The 22,152-nt window shown below is 65.2% G+C and carries 22 protein-coding genes; 12 read left to right on the top strand and 10 right to left on the bottom strand.

Features of this window, described 5'->3' with window-relative positions; genetic code table 11:
- Window positions 1–151: 151 nt before the first annotated feature.
- Complete coding sequence (locus tag M2337_RS03265) at window positions 152–889, top strand: TorF family putative porin (protein WP_264571674.1); 738 nt, start codon at window positions 152–154, stop codon at window positions 887–889.
- 126 nt (window positions 890–1,015) lie between these two features.
- On the opposite strand, the gene M2337_RS03260 is transcribed toward M2337_RS03265, so the two are convergent.
- Window positions 1,016–1,561 carry a peptidylprolyl isomerase gene (locus tag M2337_RS03260; RefSeq protein ID WP_264572341.1) on the bottom strand — a complete coding sequence of 182 codons (546 nt, stop codon included), beginning with the start codon at window positions 1,559–1,561 and terminating at the stop codon, window positions 1,016–1,018.
- Between the two features lie 314 nt (window positions 1,562–1,875).
- On the opposite strand from M2337_RS03260, the gene M2337_RS03255 reads away from it, so the two are divergent.
- From M2337_RS03255 to pgeF, 4 genes are all read left to right on the top strand, one after another.
- Window positions 1,876–2,376 (top strand): sterol desaturase family protein, encoded by a 501-nt coding sequence (locus M2337_RS03255; protein ID WP_264571673.1) that lies wholly within the window; start codon window positions 1,876–1,878, stop codon window positions 2,374–2,376.
- A 125-nt stretch (window positions 2,377–2,501) separates the two neighbouring features.
- Window positions 2,502–3,365 carry a prolipoprotein diacylglyceryl transferase gene (gene lgt / locus M2337_RS03250; protein ID WP_264571672.1) on the top strand — a complete coding sequence of 288 codons (864 nt, stop codon included), beginning with the start codon at window positions 2,502–2,504 and terminating at the stop codon, window positions 3,363–3,365.
- Window positions 3,355–4,374: a class I SAM-dependent methyltransferase gene (locus M2337_RS03245; protein WP_264571671.1), complete on the top strand. Its 1,020-nt coding sequence runs from the start codon at window positions 3,355–3,357 to the stop codon at window positions 4,372–4,374. Before lgt ends, M2337_RS03245 begins: the two co-directional genes overlap by 11 nt.
- A complete protein-coding gene (gene pgeF / locus M2337_RS03240; protein WP_264571670.1) occupies window positions 4,371–5,135 on the top strand; it encodes a peptidoglycan editing factor PgeF in 765 nt (254 codons plus the stop codon). Before M2337_RS03245 ends, pgeF begins: the two co-directional genes overlap by 4 nt.
- Window positions 5,136–5,162: 27 nt before the next feature.
- Here pgeF and M2337_RS03235 read toward each other — a convergent pair whose 3' ends face one another.
- The gene (locus M2337_RS03235) at window positions 5,163–5,807 is read right to left on the bottom strand and encodes an HAD family hydrolase (protein ID WP_264572340.1); all 645 of its coding nucleotides are present in this window, start codon (window positions 5,805–5,807) and stop codon (window positions 5,163–5,165) included.
- Window positions 5,808–5,923: 116 nt separating this feature from the next.
- Between M2337_RS03235 and M2337_RS03230 the strand changes: the two genes are divergently transcribed.
- The 4 genes from M2337_RS03230 to M2337_RS03215 all read left to right on the top strand — a co-directional run bounded on the left by M2337_RS03230 (window position 5,924) and on the right by M2337_RS03215 (window position 9,517).
- Window positions 5,924–7,033 carry an ABC transporter permease gene (locus tag M2337_RS03230; RefSeq protein WP_264571669.1) on the top strand — a complete coding sequence of 370 codons (1,110 nt, stop codon included), beginning with the start codon at window positions 5,924–5,926 and terminating at the stop codon, window positions 7,031–7,033.
- Entirely contained in the window at window positions 7,030–7,830 is an 801-nt protein-coding gene (locus M2337_RS03225) for an ABC transporter ATP-binding protein (RefSeq protein ID WP_264571668.1), read from the top strand. The genes M2337_RS03230 and M2337_RS03225 overlap by 4 nt, the downstream gene beginning before the upstream one ends.
- Before the next feature lie 74 nt (window positions 7,831–7,904).
- Window positions 7,905–8,867 (top strand): MlaD family protein, encoded by a 963-nt coding sequence (locus M2337_RS03220; protein WP_264571667.1) that lies wholly within the window; start codon window positions 7,905–7,907, stop codon window positions 8,865–8,867.
- A gap of 50 nt (window positions 8,868–8,917) precedes the next feature.
- Window positions 8,918–9,517 carry an ABC-type transport auxiliary lipoprotein family protein gene (locus tag M2337_RS03215; RefSeq protein WP_264588584.1) on the top strand — a complete coding sequence of 200 codons (600 nt, stop codon included), beginning with the start codon at window positions 8,918–8,920 and terminating at the stop codon, window positions 9,515–9,517.
- 24 nt (window positions 9,518–9,541) lie between these two features.
- On the opposite strand, the gene pepN is transcribed toward M2337_RS03215, so the two are convergent.
- The 3 genes from pepN to argH all read right to left on the bottom strand — a co-directional run bounded on the left by pepN (window position 9,542) and on the right by argH (window position 13,967).
- A complete protein-coding gene (gene pepN / locus M2337_RS03210; RefSeq protein ID WP_264571665.1) occupies window positions 9,542–12,142 on the bottom strand; it encodes an aminopeptidase N in 2,601 nt (866 codons plus the stop codon).
- 155 nt (window positions 12,143–12,297) lie between these two features.
- A complete protein-coding gene (locus M2337_RS03205; protein WP_264571664.1) occupies window positions 12,298–12,588 on the bottom strand; it encodes a hypothetical protein in 291 nt (96 codons plus the stop codon).
- Window positions 12,585–13,967: an argininosuccinate lyase gene (gene argH / locus M2337_RS03200; protein ID WP_264572339.1), complete on the bottom strand. Its 1,383-nt coding sequence runs from the start codon at window positions 13,965–13,967 to the stop codon at window positions 12,585–12,587. The genes M2337_RS03205 and argH overlap by 4 nt, the downstream gene beginning before the upstream one ends.
- Before the next feature lie 31 nt (window positions 13,968–13,998).
- Between argH and M2337_RS03195 the strand changes: the two genes are divergently transcribed.
- Complete coding sequence (locus M2337_RS03195; RefSeq protein WP_264571663.1) at window positions 13,999–14,628, top strand: TlpA family protein disulfide reductase; 630 nt, start codon at window positions 13,999–14,001, stop codon at window positions 14,626–14,628.
- A gap of 15 nt (window positions 14,629–14,643) precedes the next feature.
- Here M2337_RS03195 and M2337_RS03190 read toward each other — a convergent pair whose 3' ends face one another.
- Together M2337_RS03190 and M2337_RS03185 are read right to left on the bottom strand one after the other, a co-directional pair.
- Window positions 14,644–16,275 carry a cisplatin damage response ATP-dependent DNA ligase gene (locus M2337_RS03190; protein WP_264571662.1) on the bottom strand — a complete coding sequence of 544 codons (1,632 nt, stop codon included), beginning with the start codon at window positions 16,273–16,275 and terminating at the stop codon, window positions 14,644–14,646.
- Window positions 16,275–17,276: a ligase-associated DNA damage response exonuclease gene (locus tag M2337_RS03185; RefSeq protein WP_264571661.1), complete on the bottom strand. Its 1,002-nt coding sequence runs from the start codon at window positions 17,274–17,276 to the stop codon at window positions 16,275–16,277. The genes M2337_RS03190 and M2337_RS03185 overlap by 1 nt, the downstream gene beginning before the upstream one ends.
- A gap of 77 nt (window positions 17,277–17,353) precedes the next feature.
- On the opposite strand from M2337_RS03185, the gene tldD reads away from it, so the two are divergent.
- Entirely contained in the window at window positions 17,354–18,796 is a 1,443-nt protein-coding gene (tldD, locus tag M2337_RS03180) for a metalloprotease TldD (protein WP_264572338.1), read from the top strand.
- A 78-nt stretch (window positions 18,797–18,874) separates the two neighbouring features.
- Here tldD and M2337_RS03175 read toward each other — a convergent pair whose 3' ends face one another.
- Both M2337_RS03175 and M2337_RS03170 read right to left on the bottom strand, forming a co-directional pair.
- Window positions 18,875–19,123, bottom strand: coding sequence for a CcdB family protein (locus M2337_RS03175; protein WP_264571660.1), 249 nt, complete (start codon window positions 19,121–19,123; stop codon window positions 18,875–18,877).
- Complete coding sequence (locus M2337_RS03170) at window positions 19,123–19,368, bottom strand: type II toxin-antitoxin system CcdA family antitoxin (RefSeq protein ID WP_264571659.1); 246 nt, start codon at window positions 19,366–19,368, stop codon at window positions 19,123–19,125. Before M2337_RS03170 ends, M2337_RS03175 begins: the two co-directional genes overlap by 1 nt.
- A gap of 68 nt (window positions 19,369–19,436) precedes the next feature.
- Between M2337_RS03170 and M2337_RS17260 the strand changes: the two genes are divergently transcribed.
- Window positions 19,437–20,552, top strand: coding sequence for a DUF924 family protein (locus M2337_RS17260; RefSeq protein ID WP_319799455.1), 1,116 nt, complete (start codon window positions 19,437–19,439; stop codon window positions 20,550–20,552).
- A 27-nt stretch (window positions 20,553–20,579) separates the two neighbouring features.
- On the opposite strand, the gene M2337_RS03155 is transcribed toward M2337_RS17260, so the two are convergent.
- Window positions 20,580–22,070 carry a DUF389 domain-containing protein gene (locus M2337_RS03155; protein ID WP_264571658.1) on the bottom strand — a complete coding sequence of 497 codons (1,491 nt, stop codon included), beginning with the start codon at window positions 22,068–22,070 and terminating at the stop codon, window positions 20,580–20,582.
- Window positions 22,071–22,152 lie beyond the last annotated feature (82 nt).

Here is a 22,152-nt window from a genome sequence, read left to right as displayed (position 1 = left end):
CTGTCTTGTGCGTCGCACAAGACAGAGGCATCAGGATCGCGGCTTGCCGGCAAGTCCGCTCAACCGCAGCAAAATGCGGATCCAAAATGAAGCGATCGCCCGGCGCTGCAGGCAGGGACGATCGCATTTTTATCTCGTTAAGGGGAATCCCATGCGTAAGTCCATTCTGGGCCTCTCGGCCCTCGCTATTTTTGCCACTGCCACCCCTGCTCTCGCGCAGGACGATGACAGCGGCCTGACCGTTTCCGGCTCCGCCACCGTTGTGTCCGACTACCGCTTCCGCGGCTTCTCGCAGACGAAGCAGAATGCTGCCATCCAGGCCGGCATCACCGTCACGCACGACAGCGGTTTCTACTTCGGCACCTGGGGTTCGAACGTCGACTTCCCGGATCTCGACGGCGCTGGCAATGGCGCGACCGCTGAGCTCGACTTCTTCGCTGGCTACTCCACGGAGCTGGCTCCGGGCGTGACGGTCGACGCCGGTCTGCTCTACTATCTGTACCCGAAGGACACGGTCACCGACGTTGCGACCGACTTTTTCGAGCCTTATGTCACGGTCAAGACCACGCTCGGCCCGGTCGGCCTGGCAGTGACCGCCAACTATGCCTGGAAGCAGGACGCGCTCGGCAAGAACGACGCCTTCTACATCAAGGCTGCTCCGTCGCTCGCCATCCCTGGCACGCCGTTCACTGTTGACGGCAGCATCGGCTACGCAACGAGCGACAGCTTCCTCGGCGGCGTTGACGGCGAAGTGTTCGACTGGTCGGCTGGCGTGAGCGCGAGCTGGAAGCAGCTGACCTTCGGCGTGCGCTATGTCGACACCGACGAGCCCGGCCAGATCCGCGGCAGCGACGCAGCGGTCGTGTTCTCGGTCGGCGCAGCGTTCTGATCGAATAAAGTGCAGCCGTCACCGGGGGGAGACGGCTGAACAAAGGGGTCGCGACATCCGTCGCGGCCCCTTTTTGTTGTGAGCGTGAAGCTCGGCCATGCTCTTACAACCGACCTCAAACCAAGATCAGTCGGCCTTGGCACGCCGGGCCGTAATGATACGAATGGCAGGCTCAAGCATCTGGCCTTTCATCACGCCTTCACCCTTTGTCGCGCTGCGCGGCGCATTCCAGATGCTTCGGATGACATCCATGCCGTCGATCACCCGGCCGAAAGCGGCAAAACCCGGCTGATCCTGCGTCGCGTCGAAGCCGCGCATGTCGCCCACGATGATGAAGAAATCGCCTGTCGCCGTCCCCGGCGCGCCTTGCGCCATGGAAATAACGCCTTCGATGTGGCTCAGCCCGGTTTTGCTGGTCGGCTCGTGCGGTACGGGCTTGAGAATCCGCTTTGGATCGTTCTGCGTCCCGCCCTGGATGAATCCGCCGGGCGTGCCATCCTCCCATTTGAAGGCGCGATAGAAGAGCGTGCCATCGAGCCGCTTCCCATCGACATAGGCGAGGAAATTGGCCGCAGTCACCGGCGCCCGCTCCGTCTCGATCGCGAGGGTGACGGTGCCGGCGCTGGTCGTCAGGACGACGGGCACGGTCTCAAAGACCTGCGTCTCGACCACCTCCCGCGCCTTGGCCGCCTCCTCCTCAGCCTTACGCTGGGCCGCGGCCGCTTCGGCCGCCCGCGCGGCGGCCTCGGTGCGATTGATCGCTTCCAGCTCGGCGTCGATTTTCGCCTGAATCTCGGCTTCGGATCGCTGGGCGTGGGCCGGGGCCAGCGCCGCTACAGACAGGAGGGTCAAGGCGACGGGCATCGTCAGCCGGCGAAGGCACGCGAGGGTCATCATGACGCCATGCTAACCTGCGCGCTCCCCGCAAGACAAGGCAGCCCTTTCGCTTCACAGCCTGTCCCCGCAAGCCTATAGGCGGGAGCACCATGTCGTTCCTCAGCCTCGTCGCTCTCTTCATCCTCACTGTCGCGTTGATGGAGGGCTTTGCCTATGTGATGCACCGCTGGGTGATGCACGGCCCAGGTTGGTTTCTGCATGCCAGCCACCATCGGCCGCGAAAGGGCAATTGGGAGCTCAACGATCTCTATTTCGTGATCTTCGCCCTGCCCTCGATCCTGATGCTGCTCGGCGGCGTGCAATGGGGCTGGGGCAACTGGGCGACCGCTGTCGGCGCCGGAATCGCCGCTTATGGCGCCATCTACCTCGGCTTCCACGACATCATCGTTCACCAGCGGGTAAAGCATCGTTACGTGGCCCGCTCGCCGTACATGAAGCGCATCGTGCAGGCGCATCGCCTGCATCATGTCGTGGAGACGCGCGAGGGCAATGTGAGCTTCGGCTTCCTGATCGCCCCGGCGCCCGAAGACCTCAAGCGGCAACTCGCTGGCATGGACGCGGGCCGCATCCGCGATGCCCGGGGCCGGTAGAAGGCGCCCGCCGCCACGGGTGCTTTCCATGCCGAGGACATGGCTTGCAGCGTGGCCTGTCATTCTCCGGCCTTGGTGTTGCTGACGTCTTGCACTATGCAGCGCAAAACTGACGGGGAAAACACTTGACGCTTGCTGTCCTGGCCGCTGCTCAGCCCATCTATTTCCAGAATCTCGGGCTCGATCCGGTCGCCCTCGATCTCGGCTTCTTCGCGATCAAATGGTATAGTCTGGCCTATCTCGCCGGCATTCTGATCGGCTACTGGTATCTGACGGTGCTACTCCGCCAGCCCGGAGCACCCATGGCACGGCGCCATGCCGACGATTTCATCTTCAATGCCACGCTCGGCATCATCGTGGGCGGACGGCTCGGCTATATTCTCTTCTATCAGCCCTCGATCCTCCAGAACCCCATCGACATCTTCAAGCTGTGGGAAGGCGGCATGTCGCTGCATGGCGGCACCATAGGCGTCATCGCCGCGATCTGGTGGATGGCCCGGCGCGAGAAGCTCTCCTTCCTGCGGGTGGCGGACTATATCGCCTGCGTCGTGCCGTTCGGGTTGTTCTTCGGCCGTCTCGCCAACTTCGTGAATGGCGAACTGTGGGGCAAGGTCACCACCGTGCCATGGGGTATCGTTTTCCCCAGCGGAGGCGACATGCCCCGGCATCCCAGCCAGCTCTACGAAGCGCTGCTGGAAGGGCCGCTGATGTTCGCGATCCTCGCCTTTTTCTTCTGGAAGACCAAGGCCCGCTACGAGCCCGGCAAGCTGTTTGGCATTGCCGCGCTCTGCTACGGCGCTGCCCGCTTCTTCGTCGAGTTCTACCGCGAGGCGGATTCCCAGTTGATGGAGTTCGCGGAACGCACCGGCCTGCATATGGGCCAGTGGCTGACCCTGCCGATGCTGGTGCTGGGCCTCTATCTGGTGGTGACCGCGAAGGGCCGCCGGACCCGCGTCGAGCCGATTGCCGGGCAGGACAGTGTCGCCTGACATCTGGCAGGGCCGCGACACTCTTTCGCTCCACGACTTCATGGCGGCAGCCAATGCCGCTTATTATGCCGGGCGCGATCCCTTGGGCGCGCGCGGGGACTTCATCACAGCGCCGGAGATCAGCCAGATGTTCGGCGAGCTGATCGGGCTTTGGGTCGCCGATCTTGTGTTGCGCGCCGGCGTCGGCGTTTCGTTCGCCTATGTCGAGCTGGGACCGGGCCGGGGGACACTTGCGGCCGACGCCCTGCGAGCGATGGGCCAAGCCAGGCTCTCACCGCCGGTCCATTTTGTCGAGACCAGCCCCACGCTGCGCGCACGCCAGCAGGCCGCGGTGCCGGGGGCGATCTGGCATGACAGCGTGGCGACACTGCCCGATGATCGCTCGCTCATTATCATCGCCAACGAGTTTTTCGATGCGCTGCCGATCCGCCAGTTCCAGCGCACCGGCGCGGGCTGGCGCGAACGCTTCGTGCAGCGCGAGCCCGCCGCTTTCATCCTTGGCGGTGAGGATTGCAGCCAGCACATTCCCCTTGCGCTCGGCGATGCGCCTTTGGGATCCATGGTCGAGCGCAATTTTGCAGCCGAAGCCATCGTCGCCGATCTCGCAGAGCGGTTCTGCCGACAGGGCGGTGCGCTGCTGACCATCGATTATGGCTATGAGGGACCGGCATCGGGCGATACGCTGCAAGCGATGAGCCAGCACCGCTTTGCCGATCCGCTCGATGCGCCGGGCGCCCGCGACCTGACCGCCCATGTCGACTTCGGCATGATCGCCGCCGTCGGCCGGGCGCAGGGGCTGCGGCCGCAACCATGCATCGGGCAGGGCGCCCTGCTCACGGCGCTGGGCATCGATGCGCGCGCAGCCACGCTTACCCGCGCAAATCCTGCGCGTGCCGAGGATATCCGCGCCGCGCGCGACCGGCTGGTCGAGCCCGATCAGATGGGCACGCTGTTCAAGGCCCTCGCCTTGCGTCACCCGGACTGGCCGGCATCGGCGGGGTTCGCATGAGCATCGAAGTGCTGCGCGCCGGCGCGCTGGGCGATGTCCCCCATGGCTTTCTCGGGCGGACGGGCGGCGTCTCAACCGGCGTTCACGCCGGACTGAATGTCGGCTTGGGTTCGGATGACGAACGCGATGCCGTCCTGACAAATCGCGATCTGGCCCGCGACGCCGTGCTGTCGCAATCGAAGCTGGTAACGCTTCATCAGGTCCATTCCGCCCGCGTCGTCATTGCGGACAACGCCTTTCCGCTCGACGCCCGACCGGAAGCCGATGCGCTGGTGACAGCCCGCCCCGGGCTGCTGCTCGGCGTCCTCACTGCTGATTGCGTGCCGATCCTCTTTGCCGATCCCACCCATGGTGTCGTGGGGGCGGCCCATGCGGGGTGGAAAGGCGCGCTCCACGGCGTGGCGGAAGCGGCCATTGACGCAATGACGTCCTTGGGCGCGACACGCGCCACCATCGCCTGCGCCATCGGCCCATGCATCGGCAAGGCGAGCTATGAGGTGAGTGCCGGTTTCGAGCGCCCGTTCCTCGAACGCGATCCGGATGACGAGCGCTTTTTCTCCGAGGGCCGCCCTGGCCATCTGCAGTTCGACATCGCCGGCTATGTCGGAGCGCGACTGGCGCAGGCGGGCATCGGCACGGTCACCTTGCTGGATGAGGACACGTACAGCCAGCCCGCGCGCTTCTTCTCCTACCGTCGCGCCTGTCATGCTAGCGAGCCGGGCTATGGGCGGCAGATTTCGCTCATCGGGTTACCGGCGTAGGCGCAATTCCCGTCGCGCCGCGCAACTTCACCAGTGCAGAACGGGCCAGCCTTCTTCCGCCGCCAGTGACGCCAAGGCACTATGGGGGTTCGCCGCATAGCCCTCGTCCGCAAAGCCCAACAGCGGTGCATCGGTGACGTGATCGCTATAGGCGCGGACGTGCGCATCGGCCCGGGCAATCCCTTCGCGGGACATCCACGCCTCGATCATCCGCAACTTTGCGACGTCATAGCAGTTCTCTCCTGCAATGCGTGCCCGGATGTAGTCGACACCTTGGCTGAAATGATCGGTAGCAATCACATCATCGAAGCCCAGCCTCTTCGCAATCGGCTCGACATAAAGCCGGAAGGATGCCGAAGCGATCACCAGCCGGCAGCCGGAGGCGCGATCCTGCGCGATCTGGGCCAGCGCGCCGGCGCGGATGTTGCGCGCAATCACCTTGTCCGCATAGGCCTCCACGGCCGGGCGGATCCTCTCGCGATTGACCCGTCGCCCGATCAGCAGCGCCTGATTGAGTTCCTTCGCCCGGCCACGATTGACCAGCCGCAGCACGTAACCGAGCATGACGAAGCCCGCCAAAGGCATGAAAATCAGCCGCCACGGCGCCAGCGAGAGAGCCATGTGCGTGAGAAACGCCGCATAGGTGCCGCGCACCGTGATCGTGCGGTCCATGTCGTAGATCGCGATCCTCTGCACCGCTCAATGTCTCCCTGTACTCTCGGGCTGCGGCCCGCCAGATGGTCCAATTCGGCTTGCCGTGCAACGCAAACTGGCCCACTGTGGCTCAGATGACGCAATCTGCCGACCTCATCGAGAGCAACGATGCAACAGGCCGGACGGTTGCCTTCACCGGCAGCCTTGCGCTCGCCCAGCTTGGCGATCTGCCCAATCGCACCGAGGCGATAGAGGGCGATGTCGCCCGGATCGACCTCACGCAGGTCACCCAGATCGACACAATCGGCGCGTGGATCGTCCACAGCCTCGCCAAACGCACGCAGGCGGAAATCACCGGCGCCAGTGACGACGCAATGCGGCTGATCGACGTCGTCTCGCGCAACGATCAACCGCTGGAAACGCGCAATGTGCCGCCCCATCCGATCGTGCGCATTCTTGAGGAAGTGGGTGTTGCAACCCGGATGACCTTCAACACGATGATCGGCCTGCTCGGCTTTCTGGGCGCCGTCGTCATCACATCGTTCATGCTGCTGCGGCATCCGTCTCGCATCCGTCTGATCGCGGTCGTCCAGCGTATCGAGGTCGTCGGAATCTCGGCGCTCTTCATCATCGGGCTGATGAGCTTCCTCGTCGGCATCGTGATCGCGCAGCAGGGGTCGGTGCAGCTCGAGCAGTTCGGCATGGAAGTGCTGACCGTCAATCTCGTTGGGCGCCTGACCTTCCGCGAACTGGGCGTGCTGATGACGGCCATCATGGTCGCCGGCCGCTCAGGATCGGCCTTTGCCGCGCAGATCGGCACGATGCAGCTCAATGAAGAAGTGGACGCGATGCGCACCATCGGCGTCTCGCCCATGGAAGCGCTGGTGATGCCGCGCATCATGGCCGCGGTCATCATGATGCCGCTGCTCGGCTTCTATGCCTCGGTCATGGCGGTGATCGGCGGTGCCTTCCTGTGCGCGGTCTCGCTCGATATTCCGCCCGTCACCTTCTTCCAGCGGCTGCGTGAAGTCGTGCCGCTGACCGACCTTTATATCGGCCTTATCAAGGCGCCGGTCTTTGGCCTGATCATCGCGATCGCAGGCTGCTTCCAGGGCCTGCAGGTGCGCGGCAATGCCGAGGAAGTCGGCCTGCGCACCACCGCCGCTGTGGTGCAGGCGATCTTCATCGTCATCGTGCTCGATGCCATCTTCGCGGTGTTCTTCACCTGGCTGGGGTGGAAATGAGCGCTAGCGACGATCCGGTCATCTCCATCCGGGGACTGGTCAATCGCTTCGGCGACCAGACCGTGCATGACGGGCTGGACCTCGACGTGCGGCGCGGCGAGATTCTCGGCGTCGTGGGTGGATCAGGCACCGGCAAGTCGGTGCTGATGCGCTCGATCATCGGCCTGCAAAGCCCCTATGCCGGCTCCATCGAGGTGTTCGGCGAGCAAATGCTGGACCGCGACCCTGCGGACCCGGAATTGCTGGCAATCCGCAAGCGCTGGGGTATCCTGTTCCAGAACGGCGCGCTGTTCTCCACGCTGACTGTCTCCGAGAATGTGCAGGTGCCGTTGCGGGAGTATTATCCCGATCTGCCGGTTCAGTTGCGCGAGGAAATCGCCGCCTACAAGATTCTGATGACCGGCCTTCCGGACAATGCGGGGCCGAAATTCCCCTCCGAGCTCTCCGGCGGGATGCGCAAGCGCGCCGGCCTTGCCCGCGCGCTCGCGCTGGACCCGGCCCTGCTGTTCCTCGATGAGCCGACCGCGGGACTCGACCCAATCGGTGCTGCGGCTTTCGACGAGCAGACGCGGGCCTTGCAGGAGACGCTGGGCCTGACCGTGTTCCTGATTACCCACGATCTCGACACGCTCCACGCCATTTGCGACCGCGTTGCCGTGCTCGCCGATCAAAAGGTCATCGCGGTCGGGACGATCGACGAGTTGCTGGCGCTCGATCATCCCTGGATCCAGGAATATTTCAACGGGCCGCGCGGGCGCGTTGCCCATGGCCAGAGCGCCAAGATGAGAGGCGCGTGATGCACAATCGGCCGCAGACATGGACAGGGTGGAACCACGGCGCCATAAAGCCGTTGGGGGAAAGCAGGAAATAGATGGAAACACGATCCAACAATGTGTTCGTGGGCGCGGTCGTCCTGCTCCTGATGGCCTTGACGGTCGGGGCAGCCTTCTGGTTCTCACGCATCGGCGAATCCGATCGCAAGGAATACGACATCTTCTTCAAGCAGTCGGTGAGCGGCATCGCCCGCGGCTCTGCAGTGACTTATGCCGGCGTGCCCTCGGGGCAGGTCCAGTCGATCGAGCTTTGGGAGCGAGACCCCCAGTTCGTGCGCGTGCGCATCGTCGTCAGCCGGACGACGCCCGTCCTGCAAGGCACGACCGCGACGATCAATGGCGTGGGCTTTACCGGCGTCTCGGAAATTCAGCTTGAGGGGGCAGTGCGCGGCGCTCCGCCGATTGTCTGCCCGGAGCGCAATACGCAGGCGGTATGCCCGGAAGGCGTGCCTGTCATCCCGACCAAACCCGGTGCGCTTGGCGAACTGCTCAACAGCGCCCCGATGCTGCTGGAGCGGCTGACGACGCTCACCGAGCGACTGACCGAGCTGCTGGATGATCGCAACCAGAAGCATATTGCCGGCATCCTGCAGAATCTCGACAAGCTGACCGGCGACATCGCCGCGCGTGGGCCGGAACTGGCTGATACCATCACGCAAGCCAAGCTGACGCTCGAAAATGCCTCCAAGGCTGCGGAATCGCTCGCCCAAGCCGCGAACAACACCAATGCGCTGGTGAATGAAGAGGGTCGCCCCCTCATCCGCGACCTGCGCACGACGATCCGCAATGCCGGCGCCACTCTGGAAACGCTGGATGCGACGCTGAAGGAAGCACAGCCTGGCATGCGGACCTTCACCCGCGACACCATGCCGCAAATCGGCTTGCTGGTCCGCGATCTGCGTCAGGTCTCCCGTTCGCTTCAGGCTGTGACGGATACCGTTGAACAACAGGGTGCAGGCGCCTTGATCGGCTCGCCCAAATTGCCGGATTACAAGCCATGACGAACAGCAGAGCGAACGTGCATACAGCCCCGGCGACTAGCGGAGCAGCGATGCGCAAGGCAGCGCGGGCGGCCCTGATCACGGGTCTGCTGATCTCGGCGGCCGGGTGCGTGAAGTTCGGTGCCGAGCCGCCCGACCGGCTGCTCGCCATTGCCAGCACGGCGACGGTGCCGGCCGGGGTATCGGCGTCCAGTGCCAGTGAATCCGCCCTGTTCATCGATGTGCCGAACGTGCCGAAGGCCCTCGCGACCCCGCGCGTGGCGGTGCGCGAGAACAGCACCAGCTTTGCCTATGTGAAGGATGCGATCTGGGTCGACACGCCGGCCCGGCAATTCCAGTCACTGCTGTCCGAGACGATCCGGTCCCGCAGCAATATCCTGGTGCTCGACCCCGGCCAGTATCTCGCCCGCACCGGCTACATCCTCAATGGCGATCTGGTCGAATTCGGCATTGATGCGACGCGCCGGGAAGCGGTCGTCACGTTCGATGCGACCATGCTCTCGCCGGACGGTCTGACGGTGACGCGCCAGCGGTTCACCGCCTCCGCGCCGGTGAGCCGCATCGACGCAGATGGCGTCGCCCCGGCGATCAGCGCTGCCGCCAACGATGTCGCCAATGCCGTGGCGACCTGGGTCTCCAGCCGGACCTGACGCCCGGCTGAAGTCCTATCCCGCTCAGGCGAGGCTCTTCGTCGCCTGCTCCATTACGTCCCGCGAAAGGCCGGGTTCGGCGATGATCCGCTCCAGTGCCGCGCGCATGGCGGCACCCCGCTGCGCATCGAACCGGCGCCAGCGACCAAGTGGCGGCACGAGCCGCGCGGCGGTCTGCGGATTGAGCTTGTCCAGCGCGATAATAGCGCCTGCCACCATCTCATAGCCCTTGCCGTCCGCCCGGTGGAACGCCCATTGATTGGCGGCAAACGCGCTGTAAAGCGCGCGGGCGCGGTTCGGATTGGCCAGGGTAAAGTCGGGGTGGCTGCTCAGCGCCGCGACATTATCGACCGTCTCCGGATGGAAGGCCAAAGCCTGGGTCTGGAACCACTTGTCGATGACCAGCGCATTACCCGCATAGCGCGCGTGGAACGCCGCCAGTGCTGCGTCCCGCTCTGCCGCCGTGCCGTTGGCGAGAACGGCCAGCGCGGCCTGGCGCTCGGTCATATTATCCGCCTGCTCGAACTGGGCGAAGGCAAGCGCCGGGCCATCCGATGCGCCTGATGCGACCAGATAGCTCAAGGCAACCCCGCGCAGCTTGCGGGCCGCGCGCGCATCCGCCGAGAGCGAGAAGCCGTTACGCGCGCAATCGGCATGGAGCCTACGCCAGTCCTGCTCCAGTTGCGCGCCGATCTCGTGCTGCAGCGCCTCGCGCGCCGCATGGATGGCGTCGGGGTCAACGACCTGCATCTGGTCGCCGAGATAGGCCTCGCTTGGCAGCTTCACCGCTTCGGCGATCAGCGCCCGGTCCAGCGTGTCGTCGCTGATCGTCCGGCGGATCGAGTCGATGATGACGCCGCTCTCCAGCGGTCCGCCCGCAATGTGGCTGAGCAGGCCATTGATCATGAGCTGCTGCAACGCCTCATAGCGGCTGAACGCATCGTCATCGCGCGCGGCGAGAAAGGCCAGATCCTGGGCGCTCTGCTCGGCTTCCACCACGATTGGCGCGGAGAAGCTGCGATTGAGCGAAAGCACCGGCGGCTGCGCGAAGCCGGTGCGCGTGATGACCGTCTCCGCCTGCGTCAGCACCTCCAACTCCTCGCCGGCATGGGCGCCCCTTTCCCGGTCGAACAAGGCGAAGAGGAATGGGATCGCCATGGGCTGCTTGTCGCCCTGCCCCGGCGTCGGCGGCACGGTCTGGCGCAAGGTGAGCGTCACCGTACCACTCGTCGCATCATGCGCGGTCTCGACCGTCACGCGCGGGGTGCCGGCCTGGCTGTACCAGAGCCGGAACTGCGCAAGATCGATGCCGCCGCCATCTTCCATCGCCCGCACGAAATCCTCGCAGGTCGCCGCCTGCCCGTCATGCCGGTCGAAATAGAGGTCGGTGCCCTTGCGGAACCGCTCCGGCCCTAGCAACCTAGCCATCATGCGGATCAGCTCGGCGCCTTTGTTATAAACGGTCGCCGTATAGAAGTTACTGATCTCCATGTAGGATTCTGGCCGCACCGGATGGGCGAGCGGACCGCCATCCTCCTGGAACTGCGCCGCGCGCAGCACGCGCACATCCTCGATCCGTTTGACTGCCGCAGAGCCCATGTCGGCAGAAAATTCCTGATCGCGATAGACGGTGAAGCCCTCCTTGAGGGAGAGCTGGAACCAGTCCCGGCAGGTCACCCGGTCGCCGGACCAGTTGTGGAAATATTCATGCGCCACAACCGCTTCGATGGCGTCATAATCCGGGTCGGTCGCCGTCTCCGGGTCTGCCAGAATGTAGCGCGTGTTGAAGATGTTGAGGCCCTTATTCTCCATCGCGCCGAAGTTGAAATCCGCCACCGCCACGATGTTGAACACGTCGAGATCATATTCGCGGCCATAGACGCGCTCGTCCCACGCCATTGAATCCTTGAGCGCCTTCATCGCATGGTCCGTGCGCGGCAGATCGCTTTCCGCCACCCAGATGCCGAGCTTCACCGGCCGGCCGCTCATGGTCGTGAAACTGTCCGCATTGCAGGCGAGATCGCCGGCGACCAAAGCGAATAGATAGCTCGGCTTGGGGAACGGATCGGTCCAGCGCGCCCAATGCCGCCCGCCCTCCAGATCGCCCGCCTCGACAGGATCGCCATTGGCGAGCAGCACGGGATAGGTCGCCTTGTCGGCGCGTAAGGTCACATCATAACGCGAGAGCACATCCGGCCGGTCCGGGAAGAAGGTGATACGACGGAAGCCCTCCGGCTCGCACTGGGTGCAGAGCAGGCCCCCAGAGGCGTAGAGCCCCATCAACTGCGTATTGGCCGCAGGATTGATCTCCACCTCGGTCTCGACGACGTGGCTGTCGCCGGTCAGCGGGATCAGCAGCGCGCCATCCTCCTGCCGCCAGTCGGAGGAGTCGAGCGTGCGGCCATCCACGGCGACCCGCAGCGGGGTCAGCCCGTCGCCATCCAGTCGCAGCGGCTGGGCATGATCGCCGGCGCGGGTGACCTCAAGCCGGGCCTTGACGCGGGTGGCGCGGGTATCGAGATCGAAGTCGAGGCTGATCTGCGGCACCTGCCAGAGCGGCGGGCGATAATCCTCGCGGCGGATGACAGGCGGGGTAGCGGCGGCTTGGGTGATCTGAATATCCATGCCCCAGTCCTATGCCCGCATCAGGCGGGGCACAAGCGCGGTGCGGGCGGTAAAAGTCCCAACATCCGTTCGTGTCGAGCGAAGTCGAGACACCGAGGACAGTCCTAACGTGTCTCGACTTCGCTCGACACGAACGGGAGGTCAGATTACCAAGATTACTCCGCCCCACTCCGCCCGTTCTCCGGCCCCGGCGGCAGATCGAACGGGTCCTCCGCGCGCTCCATGGAGCGGTCGAGCAGGTCTGCCTGCCGGTCAGGCTTTGCCTGGGTGGATGGCGTCATGAGCTGCTTGGGCGTCTCCCGCTCGGGCGCGGCGGCGGCCTTGGGCACCTGACCCATGCCCTCCTTGGGGCGCAGATCCTTCACCGAGCCGCAGCCCGAAAGACCAGCCGCCACGAGCAGCGCCAGAGCGGCGCGCGCCAACATCTTGTGATTCATCGCCTTCATCGAGCGGTCTCTCCATCCAGCGCGGTTTGCGCTTCGGCAATCCGCGCGCGCACCTGATCGGGTGCGGTGCCCCCGTAGCTCTTGCGGCTGGCGACGGAGGCGTCGACCGTCAGCACCGCATAGACGCGCTCGTCGATCCGCGGATCGATGGCCTTGAGCGTCTCGATCGGCAGCGCCGCGAGCTGCACGCCCGCCTCTTCCGCTGCCTTGACCGCACGCCCGGTGATGTGATGCGCCTCGCGGAACGGCACATTGCCTTCCCGCACCAGCCAGTCGGCAAGGTCAGTGGCGGTTGCGAAGCCGCTTTCGGCCAGCGCCCGCATGCGCTCGGTGCGGAAGGTCGTCGTCTCCACCATGCCGGTCATCGCGGTGATGGAGAGGCCGAGCAGATCATGCGCCTCAAACAAAGGCGGCTTATCGTCCTGCATGTCCTTGGAATAAGCGAGCGGCAGGCCCTTCATCGTCACGCACAGTGACGTCATGCAGCCCATGATCCGCCCGGAATGGCCGCGCACCAGCTCGGCGGCATCGGGATTGCGCTTTTGCGGCATGATCGAGCTGCCGGTGGAATAAGCGTCGGGCAACGAAATGAAGCCGAAGGGCTGGCTCGCCCAGATCACGAACTCTTCCGCCAGCCGCGAGAGGTGCAGGCTGCACTGGGTGGCGGCCATGAGATAATCGAGCGCGAAATCCCGGTCGGAAACGCTGTCGAGGCTGTTGCGCGTCGGCCCGTCGAAGCCGAGCGCTCGCGCAGTCATATGCCGATCGGTCGGAAAGCCCGTGCCCGCCAGCGCCGCCGCACCGAGTGGCGAGAGATTGAGCCGCGCGCGCGCATCGGCAAAGCGCGAGCGATCCCGCGCGATCATCTCATAATAGGCCATGAGGTGATGGCCGAGCGTCACCGGCTGAGCGCTCTGCAAATGGGTGAAACCGGGCATGACGCTCTGCGCATGCTCGCCGGCCCGCCCGATCAGCGCGCGCTGCAGCGCCTTGAGGCTGGCGTCCACCTCATCAATGGCATCGCGCACGAAGAGGCGGAAATCGGTCGCCACCTGATCGTTGCGCGAGCGCGCCGTGTGCAGCCGCCCGGCGACGGGGCCGATCTTCTCGGCCAGCCGCGCCTCGGTGGCCATATGAATGTCCTCAAGGTCGAGATCCTCGGGCAGATCACCGGCTTCATACTCGGCCTGGATCGCCTCCAGCCCGCCAATGATCGTCGCCGCCTCGTCCTGCGCAAGGATGCCTTGCGCGCCAAGCATCCGGGCGTGCGCGATGGAGCCGGCAATGTCCTGCCGCCACAAGCGCTTGTCGAACGGAAGCGAGGCATTTATCTCGCGCATGACGGCGGCCGGCCCGGCCGCGAAGCGACCGCCCCACATGCTGTTCGCGCCCTTGCTTGCGGAGTCTGCCATGCGCTCTATTTCTGCCCTTGCTATGCTGATCGGCCTCTCACTGGCCGCGAGCGGCTGCGATAGGCAATCCGCTCAAAACGCGCAAGGCGCCGGCAACGCCGCCGCGGTGGGCAATGCCCTCTCCCCCGATGAAGTGAGCCCGGACGAAGCCGCACCGGGGAGCGCGGGCAAGACCTTCTCCCATGTCATTGACCGCAGCCACAAGGGCGAGGCGATGCCGGACAAGCCCTTCACCACCATCGAGGGCAAACCGGCGACGCTCAAGGCCATTGCGCAGGGCAAGCCGATGCTGGTCAATCTTTGGGCGACCTGGTGCGCGCCTTGCGTGGCCGAACTGCCTGCCCTCGACCGCGCCGCCAAGGCTGCGGAGGGCAAGGGCGTTAAAGTGATCGCCGTTTCTCAGGACATGGAGCCGGATGGCGTTCCCGCCTTCTGGTCGGCGCGCAAGCTCTCCACCCTGCAAACCTGGCTGGACCGGGAGAATGCGCTCGGCTTCCATTATGGCACCGGCACGCTGCCGACGACCATTCTCTACGATGGCGCGGGCAAGGAAGTCGCCCGCATCGTCGGTGCGCTGGAGTGGGATGAGGAAGATGGGCAGAAACTGATCGCCGAAATTGGCGGGTAAGCCCTCCCGACTCCCCTAGCCGGAGATCATCGCCCGCAAGCTTTCGATCCGGTCAGCCTCATGGGCGGGCTTGTCATTGCGGATGCGGCTGATGCGCGGGAAGCGCATGGCGAGGCCGGATTTGTGGCGCTTGCTCTCATGGATCGAATCGAACGCGACTTCGAAGACCAGGCTCTTATCCGTCTCCCGCACCGGTCCGAAGCGATGGAGGGTGTGGCGACGGACGTGGGAATCGAGCCACTTAAGCTCCTCGTCGGTAAAGCCGAAATAGGCCTTGCCGACAGGCAGCAACTCAGCGCCGGCATCGGGATCGCCATCCCAGCAGCCGAAGGTGAAATCGCTGTAGAAGGAGGAGCGCTTGCCGCTGCCGCGCTGGGCATACATCAGCACGCAATCGGCGAGTAGGGGATCGCGCTTCCACTTGTACCACAGGCCCGTGCGGCGGCCGGCGACATAAGGGCTATCCCGCCGCTTGAGCATCACGCCCTCAATGGCATCATCGCGTGCGCGCTCGCGAATGGCGGCAAGATCGGCAAGGCTTGCAGCCTCGATCAGCGGCGAAATGTCGAAGCGGGTGGGGTCGAGCCGGGGGAGCAGCGCCTCCAGCACGGCGCGGCGCTGCTCCCAACTGAGCGCGCGGTGATCCTCGCCGTCGGAGAGCAAGACGTCGTAGAGGCGGACGAAGGCGGGAAAATCGGTGAGCATCGCCTTCGAGACGGTTTTACGTCCCAGCCGCTGCTGCAAGGCGTTGAAGCTCGCTGCCCCGCCCTCTTCGCCACCCTGATGGCTGCCCCGGACCAGCAGTTCGCCATCGAGCACGCCGGGCTCGCGAAATGCCGCCGCGATATCCGGGAAGCTGCCGGTGATGTCGTCCCCGGTGCGTGAGAAGAGCCGCGTATCCCCGCCCGGCCCCGCGCCATCCGACTCCGGCACATGGACGATCTGCACGCGGATGCCGTCCCATTTCCACTCCGCGCCATAGTCGGCCATATCGAGCGTTTCGCGCGCGATGACATCATCCTCCAGCGGATGCGCCAGCATGAAGGGACGGAAGGTGGGGATATGGTCGACCCGCGGCGGAGGGCCAACCTTCGCGGCCCAGTCGAACAGCGCGCCATAAGGCGGGGTCTGGCCGTGCCAATATTCCTCGACATCGTCCACCGGCACATCGAACGCCTGCGCGAAGGCGACCTTGGCGAGCCGCGCCGAAATGCCGATGCGCATCGCACCCGTCGCCATCTTGATGAGCGCATAGCGGCCATTCACATCGAGCCGGTCCATGAGCTGCGCCAGCGCGGGGGCGACGGACTGGCGGGTCATGGCGGACAGCGCCGCCACCGTTTCGCTCAGGCTCGGCGGATCGAGCGCAGCGGGATTGTCCGGCCAGAGCAGGCTCGCCGTCTCCGCCGTATCGCCGACGAAATCCCGGCTAAGCTTGAACAAGACCGGGTCGACGCGATCCATCAGCAAGGCACGGATCGCGCCGGCCTTCACCGCCGGAAAATCGAGGCCGTCCGTCAACGCAGCCAGCGCCCAGCCCCGGTCAGGATCGGGCGTCTCGCGCAGATAGGCGGCGATCAGGGCGAGCTTGCCGTTGCGCGAGCGGGTGTAGACGAGCGCATCCAATAGGGCAGCGAAGGCCTCCATCAGTCGTCCTCATCCTCATAGCCGACAAGGGCGAGCGCGCGGGCACGGCGCTGATGGAGTTCGCACCAGCGCAGCAGTGCATCCTCCCGGCCATGGGTGATCCAGGTTTGCGCCGGATTCACCTCCGCAATCGTGGTCGTCAGTTCCGCCCAGTCGGCATGGTCGGAGATCACCAGGGGCAGCTCGACATTGCGCTGCCGCGCCCGCTGCCGCACCCGCATCCAGCCGCTTGCCATGGCCGTGACCGGATCAGGCAGGCGACGGCTCCAGCGATCGTTGAGGGCCGAGGGCGGACACAGGATGATCTGCCCGGCCAGCGCACCCTTGGGCATTCCGGCGATCAATCTCAGCTCGCCCAGATCGACGCCGAGGTCTTCATACAACCGGCACATCCGCTCCAGCGCGCCGTGCAGATAGATCGGCTCGACATAACCTGCCTGGCGCAGCTCAGCGATGACCCGCTGAGCCTTACCCAGCGCATAGGCCCCCACAAGGATGCAGCGCTCGGGATTGGCCTCGCGGGCCTTGAGCAGCTTGCCGATTTCCTCGCCAATGGGCGGGTGACGGAAGACCGGCAGGCCGAAGGTGGCTTCGGTGATGAAGACATCGCAGGGCGTAACCTCAAAGGGCGGACAGGTCGGATCGGCCCGGCGCTTGTAATCGCCAGTGACGATCACCCGCTCGCCGGCATGTTCAAACAGGATTTGCGCGGACCCGAGCACATGCCCAGCCGGCAGGAATGTCGCCTGTACGCTCCCCGGCAGGCTGATCGTCTCGCCATAGGCCACCGATTGCGCGGCGCCGGGCGGACCGTAACGCAGGTCCATGATGGCCAGCGTCTCCGGCGTCGCGATGCAGCGGCCATGGCCGCCCCGGGCATGATCGGCATGGCCATGCGTGACGAGGGCTGTCTCCACCGGATCGGCCGGATCAACCCACGCCTTGGCCGGCACCACATGCAACCCATGCGCCTCTGCGCGAATCCAGGAGAAGTCGGCCATGGCCTCTAAATGGCGACCGGCACGTCCCGGTTCCAGCGCGGCTTTGCGATGTGCCCCAAAGGACCTATATCATGGCCATGACAGATGCTGCTCCCCAGACCACAGACGTGCGTTCCTTCCTGTATCGCGATGGGTCTCTCGACCCGGATAGCGCCCGTCGGCTCACCGCCGAGGCGCTTACCGGCTGCGAGGATGGCGAGCTTTACCTGCAATATGTCGCGACCGAGAGCTTCGGCTTCGATGATGGGCGGCTGAAGACAGCGGATTATTCCACCGATGCCGGATTTGGCCTGCGCGGCGTCTCTGGCGAGATGACCGGCTTCGCGCACGCCAATGACATCAGCGAGCGGGCGATCCGCAAGGCAGCGCAGACGCTCCAGCTGCTCAACCCGGCGCGTGAGCCGATGACAACGCCGCCTCAGCGCACCAACCGGCATCTTTATACCGACGCCAACCCGCTCGATCTCGTCCCCTTCGCGCAGAAGGTCGACCTGATGGCCAAGATTGACGCGGCAGCCCGGGACCGCGATCCGCGCGTGGTGCAGGTCTCTGCGGTGCTGGCCGGTAGTTGGTCGGTCGTTGAGATCGTGCGGCCGGACGGCTTCGTGGCGACCGACGTGCGTCCCCTAGTCCGCCTCAACGTCTCGATCATCATGGAAGAGAATGGCCGGCGCGAAACCGGCTATTTTGGCATTGGCGGGCGCTATCTCTACGATTCCCTGTTCGAGGAGGCGACCTGGCAGCGCGCGATCGACGAGGCGCTCAAGCAGGCGCAGGTCAACCTTCGCTCAGTGCCGGCGCCGGTGGGCGAGATGACCGTGCTGCTTGGCCCCGGCTGGCCGGGCGTGATGCTGCACGAGGCGGTCGGTCATGGCCTGGAAGGCGATTTCAACCGCAAGGGCACCAGCGCCTTCTCGGGCAAGATCGGCGAGCGCGTGGCGGCGCCGGGCGTGACCGTCGTCGACAATGGCGCAATGGATGCGCGACGCGGGTCGCTGAGCATCGACGATGAGGGCACGCCGACGCAGGAGAATGTGCTGATCGAGGATGGCATTCTGCGCGGCTACATGCAGGACCGGCTCAATGCGCGGCTGATGGGCGTGGCACCCACTGGCAACGGCAGGCGCGAAAGCTACGCCCATGCGCCGATGCCGCGCATGACCAACACTTATGCGCGCGCGGGCAACGACGATCCCGCCGAGCTGCTCAGCCGCGTGAAGACCGGCATCTTCGCGCGCAGCTTTGGCGGTGGGCAGGTGGACATCGTCTCGGGCAAGTTTGTCTTCTCCTGCACCGAGGCGTACAAGGTGGAGAATGGCAGGATCGGCGACCCCATCAAGGGTGCAACGCTGATCGGCGATGGCCCCGCCGCGCTGCACCGCATCGTCGGCATCGGCAACGACCTCGCACTTGATGAAGGCATCGGCATGTGCGGCAAGGCGGGTCAGGGCGTGCCCGCGGGCGTGGGCCAGCCGACGCTGCTGCTCGAAGGGCTGACGGTCGGCGGCACCGGGGGCTGAGGCGCCAGTCGGAACGACCAGACGGCGCCCTCACACCCCGGTCAACAGCATGTCGAGCGCGTTCTTGATCCGGTATTCCTACTGCGCGAGGGAGCCGGCGCGCTGTTGAAGGTCGGAAAGCGGCACGGCCGTCAGAAGATGTGTGGCAAGGACATAAGCCGTGCTGTCAAATTCCACGACGGGATGAAGCCGCGATGCCGGCGAGGGCGCGTCTGTGCTGCGCACGAGCGGAACAACGACCCGCGTGGCGAAGTGCGATAGTGAGTCGGTTTGACAGTCGACGACGAGCGCGCCGCCCGCGACGCGATAGACATCGAACTGCGCCATCAGAATTGGCGATATTTCGCCAGCGGCAGGCCGTGCTCCGCCACCCAGGCGTTCCACTCCTCAATGGCGCCGCGATTCTCCTCCTGCCAGCGCCGCTCGCGCTCTGCCTTCGCCGCCGCGCGCAGGGCTGCTTCGCAAGTCTGGGAGAGATTGATCCCGGCCTCCCGCGCGGCCTCCACCACGCCAGTATCGAGCGAGAGATTGACTGGCTTGCGCTTGCCGGACGCGATAGGATCAAGCTTCATATGCGCAAGCTATGCGCATGAACCATGCGCGTCAATGTGCGCATCCGACCAGCAAGACCTGAGGCCCCATGTCTGAATTCTTCACTGCCATTTCCGACAAGCAACGCAGCTTCATCGAGAAACAGCCGGTCTTCTTTGTCGCCACCGCTGCGGACGGCGCGCGGATCAACCTCAGTCCCAAGGGCATGGACAGCTTCCGCGTGCTGGGGCCCAATCTGGTCGGCTATCTGGATGTGGGTGGATCCGGCAACGAGACCCAGGCCCATCTTTCAGCGGACGGGCGCATCACCATCATGTTCTGTGCGTTCGACCAGCCCCCGCTGATCCTGCGACTCTATGGGCGAGGCAAGGCGGTGCTGCCTCAGGATGATGAATGGGATTTCGCCTCGCGGCCCTTCACCATCCTGCCCGGTACCCGACAGATTTTCATGATCGCGGTGGAGAGCGTGCAGGAGAGTTGCGGCTGGGGCGTGCCCTTCATGCGGCACGAGAAGGATCGCGACACGCTCTCTCGTTATCATGAGCAGAACGAAACGCCGGAACGGCTGGCGCGCATCTCAACCCGGACGCAAAGCATCGATGGCCTGCCGCTGCGCGTGCAGGACCATTTCCCCGAGCGCAAGCCGGCGCGGGTGCATGTCGATCCCGACTGGGTGCCGGCGGTGCTCAATCACTGGCTCAATGAGATCGGCCCGGAGGGCTGGTTCGATTCGAGCGAGGAAGAGGATGTGCGACTGACGCATCTCTTCCGTTCGCTCTGGGAAGCGCAGCGCGACAAACCCGCCGATATGTTCGTGGCCGATGCCGACACGGCGCTGGCGGCGCTCATTCTGTTCGACCAGTTTCCGCGCAACATGTTCCGAGAGGAGGCTCGCGCCTTCGCGACCGATCCGCTCGCCCGTGAGATCGCGCGCGTGGCGCTGGACCGTGGCTTCGACAAGGCATTTGTGGCGGGCGCCCGCGCCTTCTTCTACATGCCGTTCATGCACAGCGAGTATTTGGCCGATCAGGACTTGTGCGTGGCGCTGTTCAGCGCGCCGGGCTTCGAACATAATCTGAAATTCGCCGAGGCCCACCGCGAGATCATCGCCCGCTTCGGCCGCTTCCCGCATCGCAATTCGGCGCTCGGACGGGAAACCCGGCCCGAGGAGCAAGAGGCGGTGGCGGAGGGCAGCGACTGGTAACCCACCGCCGCTCGCAGCGGATCGGCATCAATCCGGCAGGCGCCAGTTCAGGCGGACATCTGTATCGCCATTGGGCGCGATCAGCAGGCGCTGGTCCGGAATTTGTTGGGCGCGCAGGATCTCGCGCACCATCTCGGCGCGTGTGGCCTGCCCCGTAATGGTGATGCCCAATGGCACCCGCCGCGCCGCCCACACGGCCAGATCGAGGTCGGCAGCGCCCTGCTGGGTCAATGCCTCGCCCGAAAAGCCGATGACCGGCAGCGGGGCGGGCGGTGGCGTCAGCACCAGCGTCCAGCCATCGAGGCCGGCGGATGCGCGCCGTTCAAGCTGACGGTACAAATCGAGCGACGCGCCGGTGAGCGGCTCGGCTGCGACCGTGGCCTGGCGCCGGCCGCGGTCCACCAGCACCGCATCGCTGGACACGCCCGCGACGAGGGCCAGCCGGTCCACGGCCGTCGTCGCAAAGCGCTCAAGGCTCTGCGTGCGCTCGCGAGACTGGGCGGCGGCCACCTGAGCCGCCTCGCTATTGCCCGCCCCCACCTGGATCTGGTCGATGGTGACATCCAACTCCCGCTGCAGCGCATCGCGCAGGCTGGTCGCGGTGTCCCGCTCGGCATCCTTCGCATAAGTGGGCGTAAGCACGGTGGCGACGACCCGCATGGGCTGGCGGTTGAAGTCGGTTTCCAGATCGCTGATGCGTGCCGTCTGGGGGAACTGGCGCTGGATCACGTCCCGCACCTGGCGGGCGGCCAGCGTTTCCCAGGCGATGTGCCGCAAGGTAAGCGCCAGCGGCACCGAGAGCGCCGTCATGCAGACCACCATCACGATGCTTTGCAGCCGGGTATGGGCCGGGGTGAGGTGGGAACCAAAGCCGTAGAGCCGCGCCATGAATGCGGCCGTGAGCGTGATCGTGACCGTGTTGGTCATGAAGAGCAGGAAAGCACCGCCAGCGATGGTCCAGTTCCATGTGGCAATGCCGAAGCCGACGGCGGCCAGCGGCGGCATGAGGGCGATGGCGATGGCAACGCCCACGACCGTCTCGCCCCGCCCGCGAATAAGTGCATAACCGCCCGCGAGCGCCGAGAAGAATGCGACGAGAAGATCGAAGAGGTTGGGGCGGGTGCGGGCCGCGATTTCCGTCGTCACGGTCTGCACCGGTGAAACGAGGACGAACAGCGCGGTGAACGCAATGGCGATCACCGCCCCGACCGCCAGCGCGAAGCCGGAGGCGCGCATTTCCGCAAAGTCCAGCGTCGCGAGCGCAAAGCCCAGGCCGATGATCGGCATCATCAGCGGAGACAGCAGCATGGCGCCGATGAGGACCGCGCTGGACGGCAGCAGCAGTCCGAGAATGGCGATACCGGCGGATATGACCGTCATGAAGACGTAGCGCGGCGACCAGCCGGATTCCTCGACGATCCTCCGCAGGATTGCGTCGTGATCCACCGTCGCAATCGAGCGTTCCCGCCAGCTGACCCAGAGGGGGTTGCGCGAAACCGCGTAGGTCTTGTTGGTCAAGCGATCGGCTCCTCTGCCACGTCCGTCATTCCATTGACGCCCTAGCAGGGAAAATCGCTGTGTTTCCAGTCTGCTGCCCATG

It is taken from the genome of Sphingobium sp. B2D3A, assembly GCF_025961795.1.
GTDB lineage: Bacteria > Pseudomonadota > Alphaproteobacteria > Sphingomonadales > Sphingomonadaceae > Sphingobium.
This window is presented reverse-complemented; position numbering and strand designations above follow the sequence as displayed.

Bases quoted from the DNA above. Each gene is read 5' to 3' on its own strand.
- M2337_RS03235 (WP_264572340.1), bottom strand. From the start codon at position 5,807: ATGGACCGCACGATCACGGTGCGCGGCACCTATGCGGCGTTTCTCACG.
- tldD (WP_264572338.1), top strand. From the start codon at position 17,354: ATGACAGATGCTGCTCCCCAGACCACAGACGTGCGTTCCTTCCTGTAT.
- M2337_RS03230 (WP_264571669.1), top strand. From the start codon at position 5,924: ATGACGCAATCTGCCGACCTCATCGAGAGCAACGATGCAACAGGCCGG.
- M2337_RS03265 (WP_264571674.1), top strand. From the start codon at position 152: ATGCGTAAGTCCATTCTGGGCCTCTCGGCCCTCGCTATTTTTGCCACT.
- pepN (WP_264571665.1), bottom strand. From the start codon at position 12,142: ATGGATATTCAGATCACCCAAGCCGCCGCTACCCCGCCTGTCATCCGC.
- M2337_RS03215 (WP_264588584.1), top strand. From the start codon at position 8,918: ATGCGCAAGGCAGCGCGGGCGGCCCTGATCACGGGTCTGCTGATCTCG.
- argH (WP_264572339.1), bottom strand. From the start codon at position 13,967: ATGTGGGGCGGTCGCTTCGCGGCCGGGCCGGCCGCCGTCATGCGCGAG.
- M2337_RS03175 (WP_264571660.1), bottom strand. From the start codon at position 19,123: ATGGCGCAGTTCGATGTCTATCGCGTCGCGGGCGGCGCGCTCGTCGTC.
- M2337_RS03255 (WP_264571673.1), top strand. From the start codon at position 1,876: ATGTCGTTCCTCAGCCTCGTCGCTCTCTTCATCCTCACTGTCGCGTTG.
- M2337_RS03190 (WP_264571662.1), bottom strand. From the start codon at position 16,275: ATGGAGGCCTTCGCTGCCCTATTGGATGCGCTCGTCTACACCCGCTCG.
- M2337_RS03205 (WP_264571664.1), bottom strand. From the start codon at position 12,588: ATGAAGGCGATGAATCACAAGATGTTGGCGCGCGCCGCTCTGGCGCTG.
- M2337_RS03185 (WP_264571661.1), bottom strand. From the start codon at position 17,276: ATGGCCGACTTCTCCTGGATTCGCGCAGAGGCGCATGGGTTGCATGTG.
- M2337_RS17260 (WP_319799455.1), top strand. From the start codon at position 19,437: ATGTCTGAATTCTTCACTGCCATTTCCGACAAGCAACGCAGCTTCATC.
- pgeF (WP_264571670.1), top strand. From the start codon at position 4,371: ATGAGCATCGAAGTGCTGCGCGCCGGCGCGCTGGGCGATGTCCCCCAT.
- M2337_RS03170 (WP_264571659.1), bottom strand. From the start codon at position 19,368: ATGAAGCTTGATCCTATCGCGTCCGGCAAGCGCAAGCCAGTCAATCTC.
- M2337_RS03195 (WP_264571663.1), top strand. From the start codon at position 13,999: ATGCGCTCTATTTCTGCCCTTGCTATGCTGATCGGCCTCTCACTGGCC.
- M2337_RS03225 (WP_264571668.1), top strand. From the start codon at position 7,030: ATGAGCGCTAGCGACGATCCGGTCATCTCCATCCGGGGACTGGTCAAT.
- M2337_RS03220 (WP_264571667.1), top strand. From the start codon at position 7,905: ATGGAAACACGATCCAACAATGTGTTCGTGGGCGCGGTCGTCCTGCTC.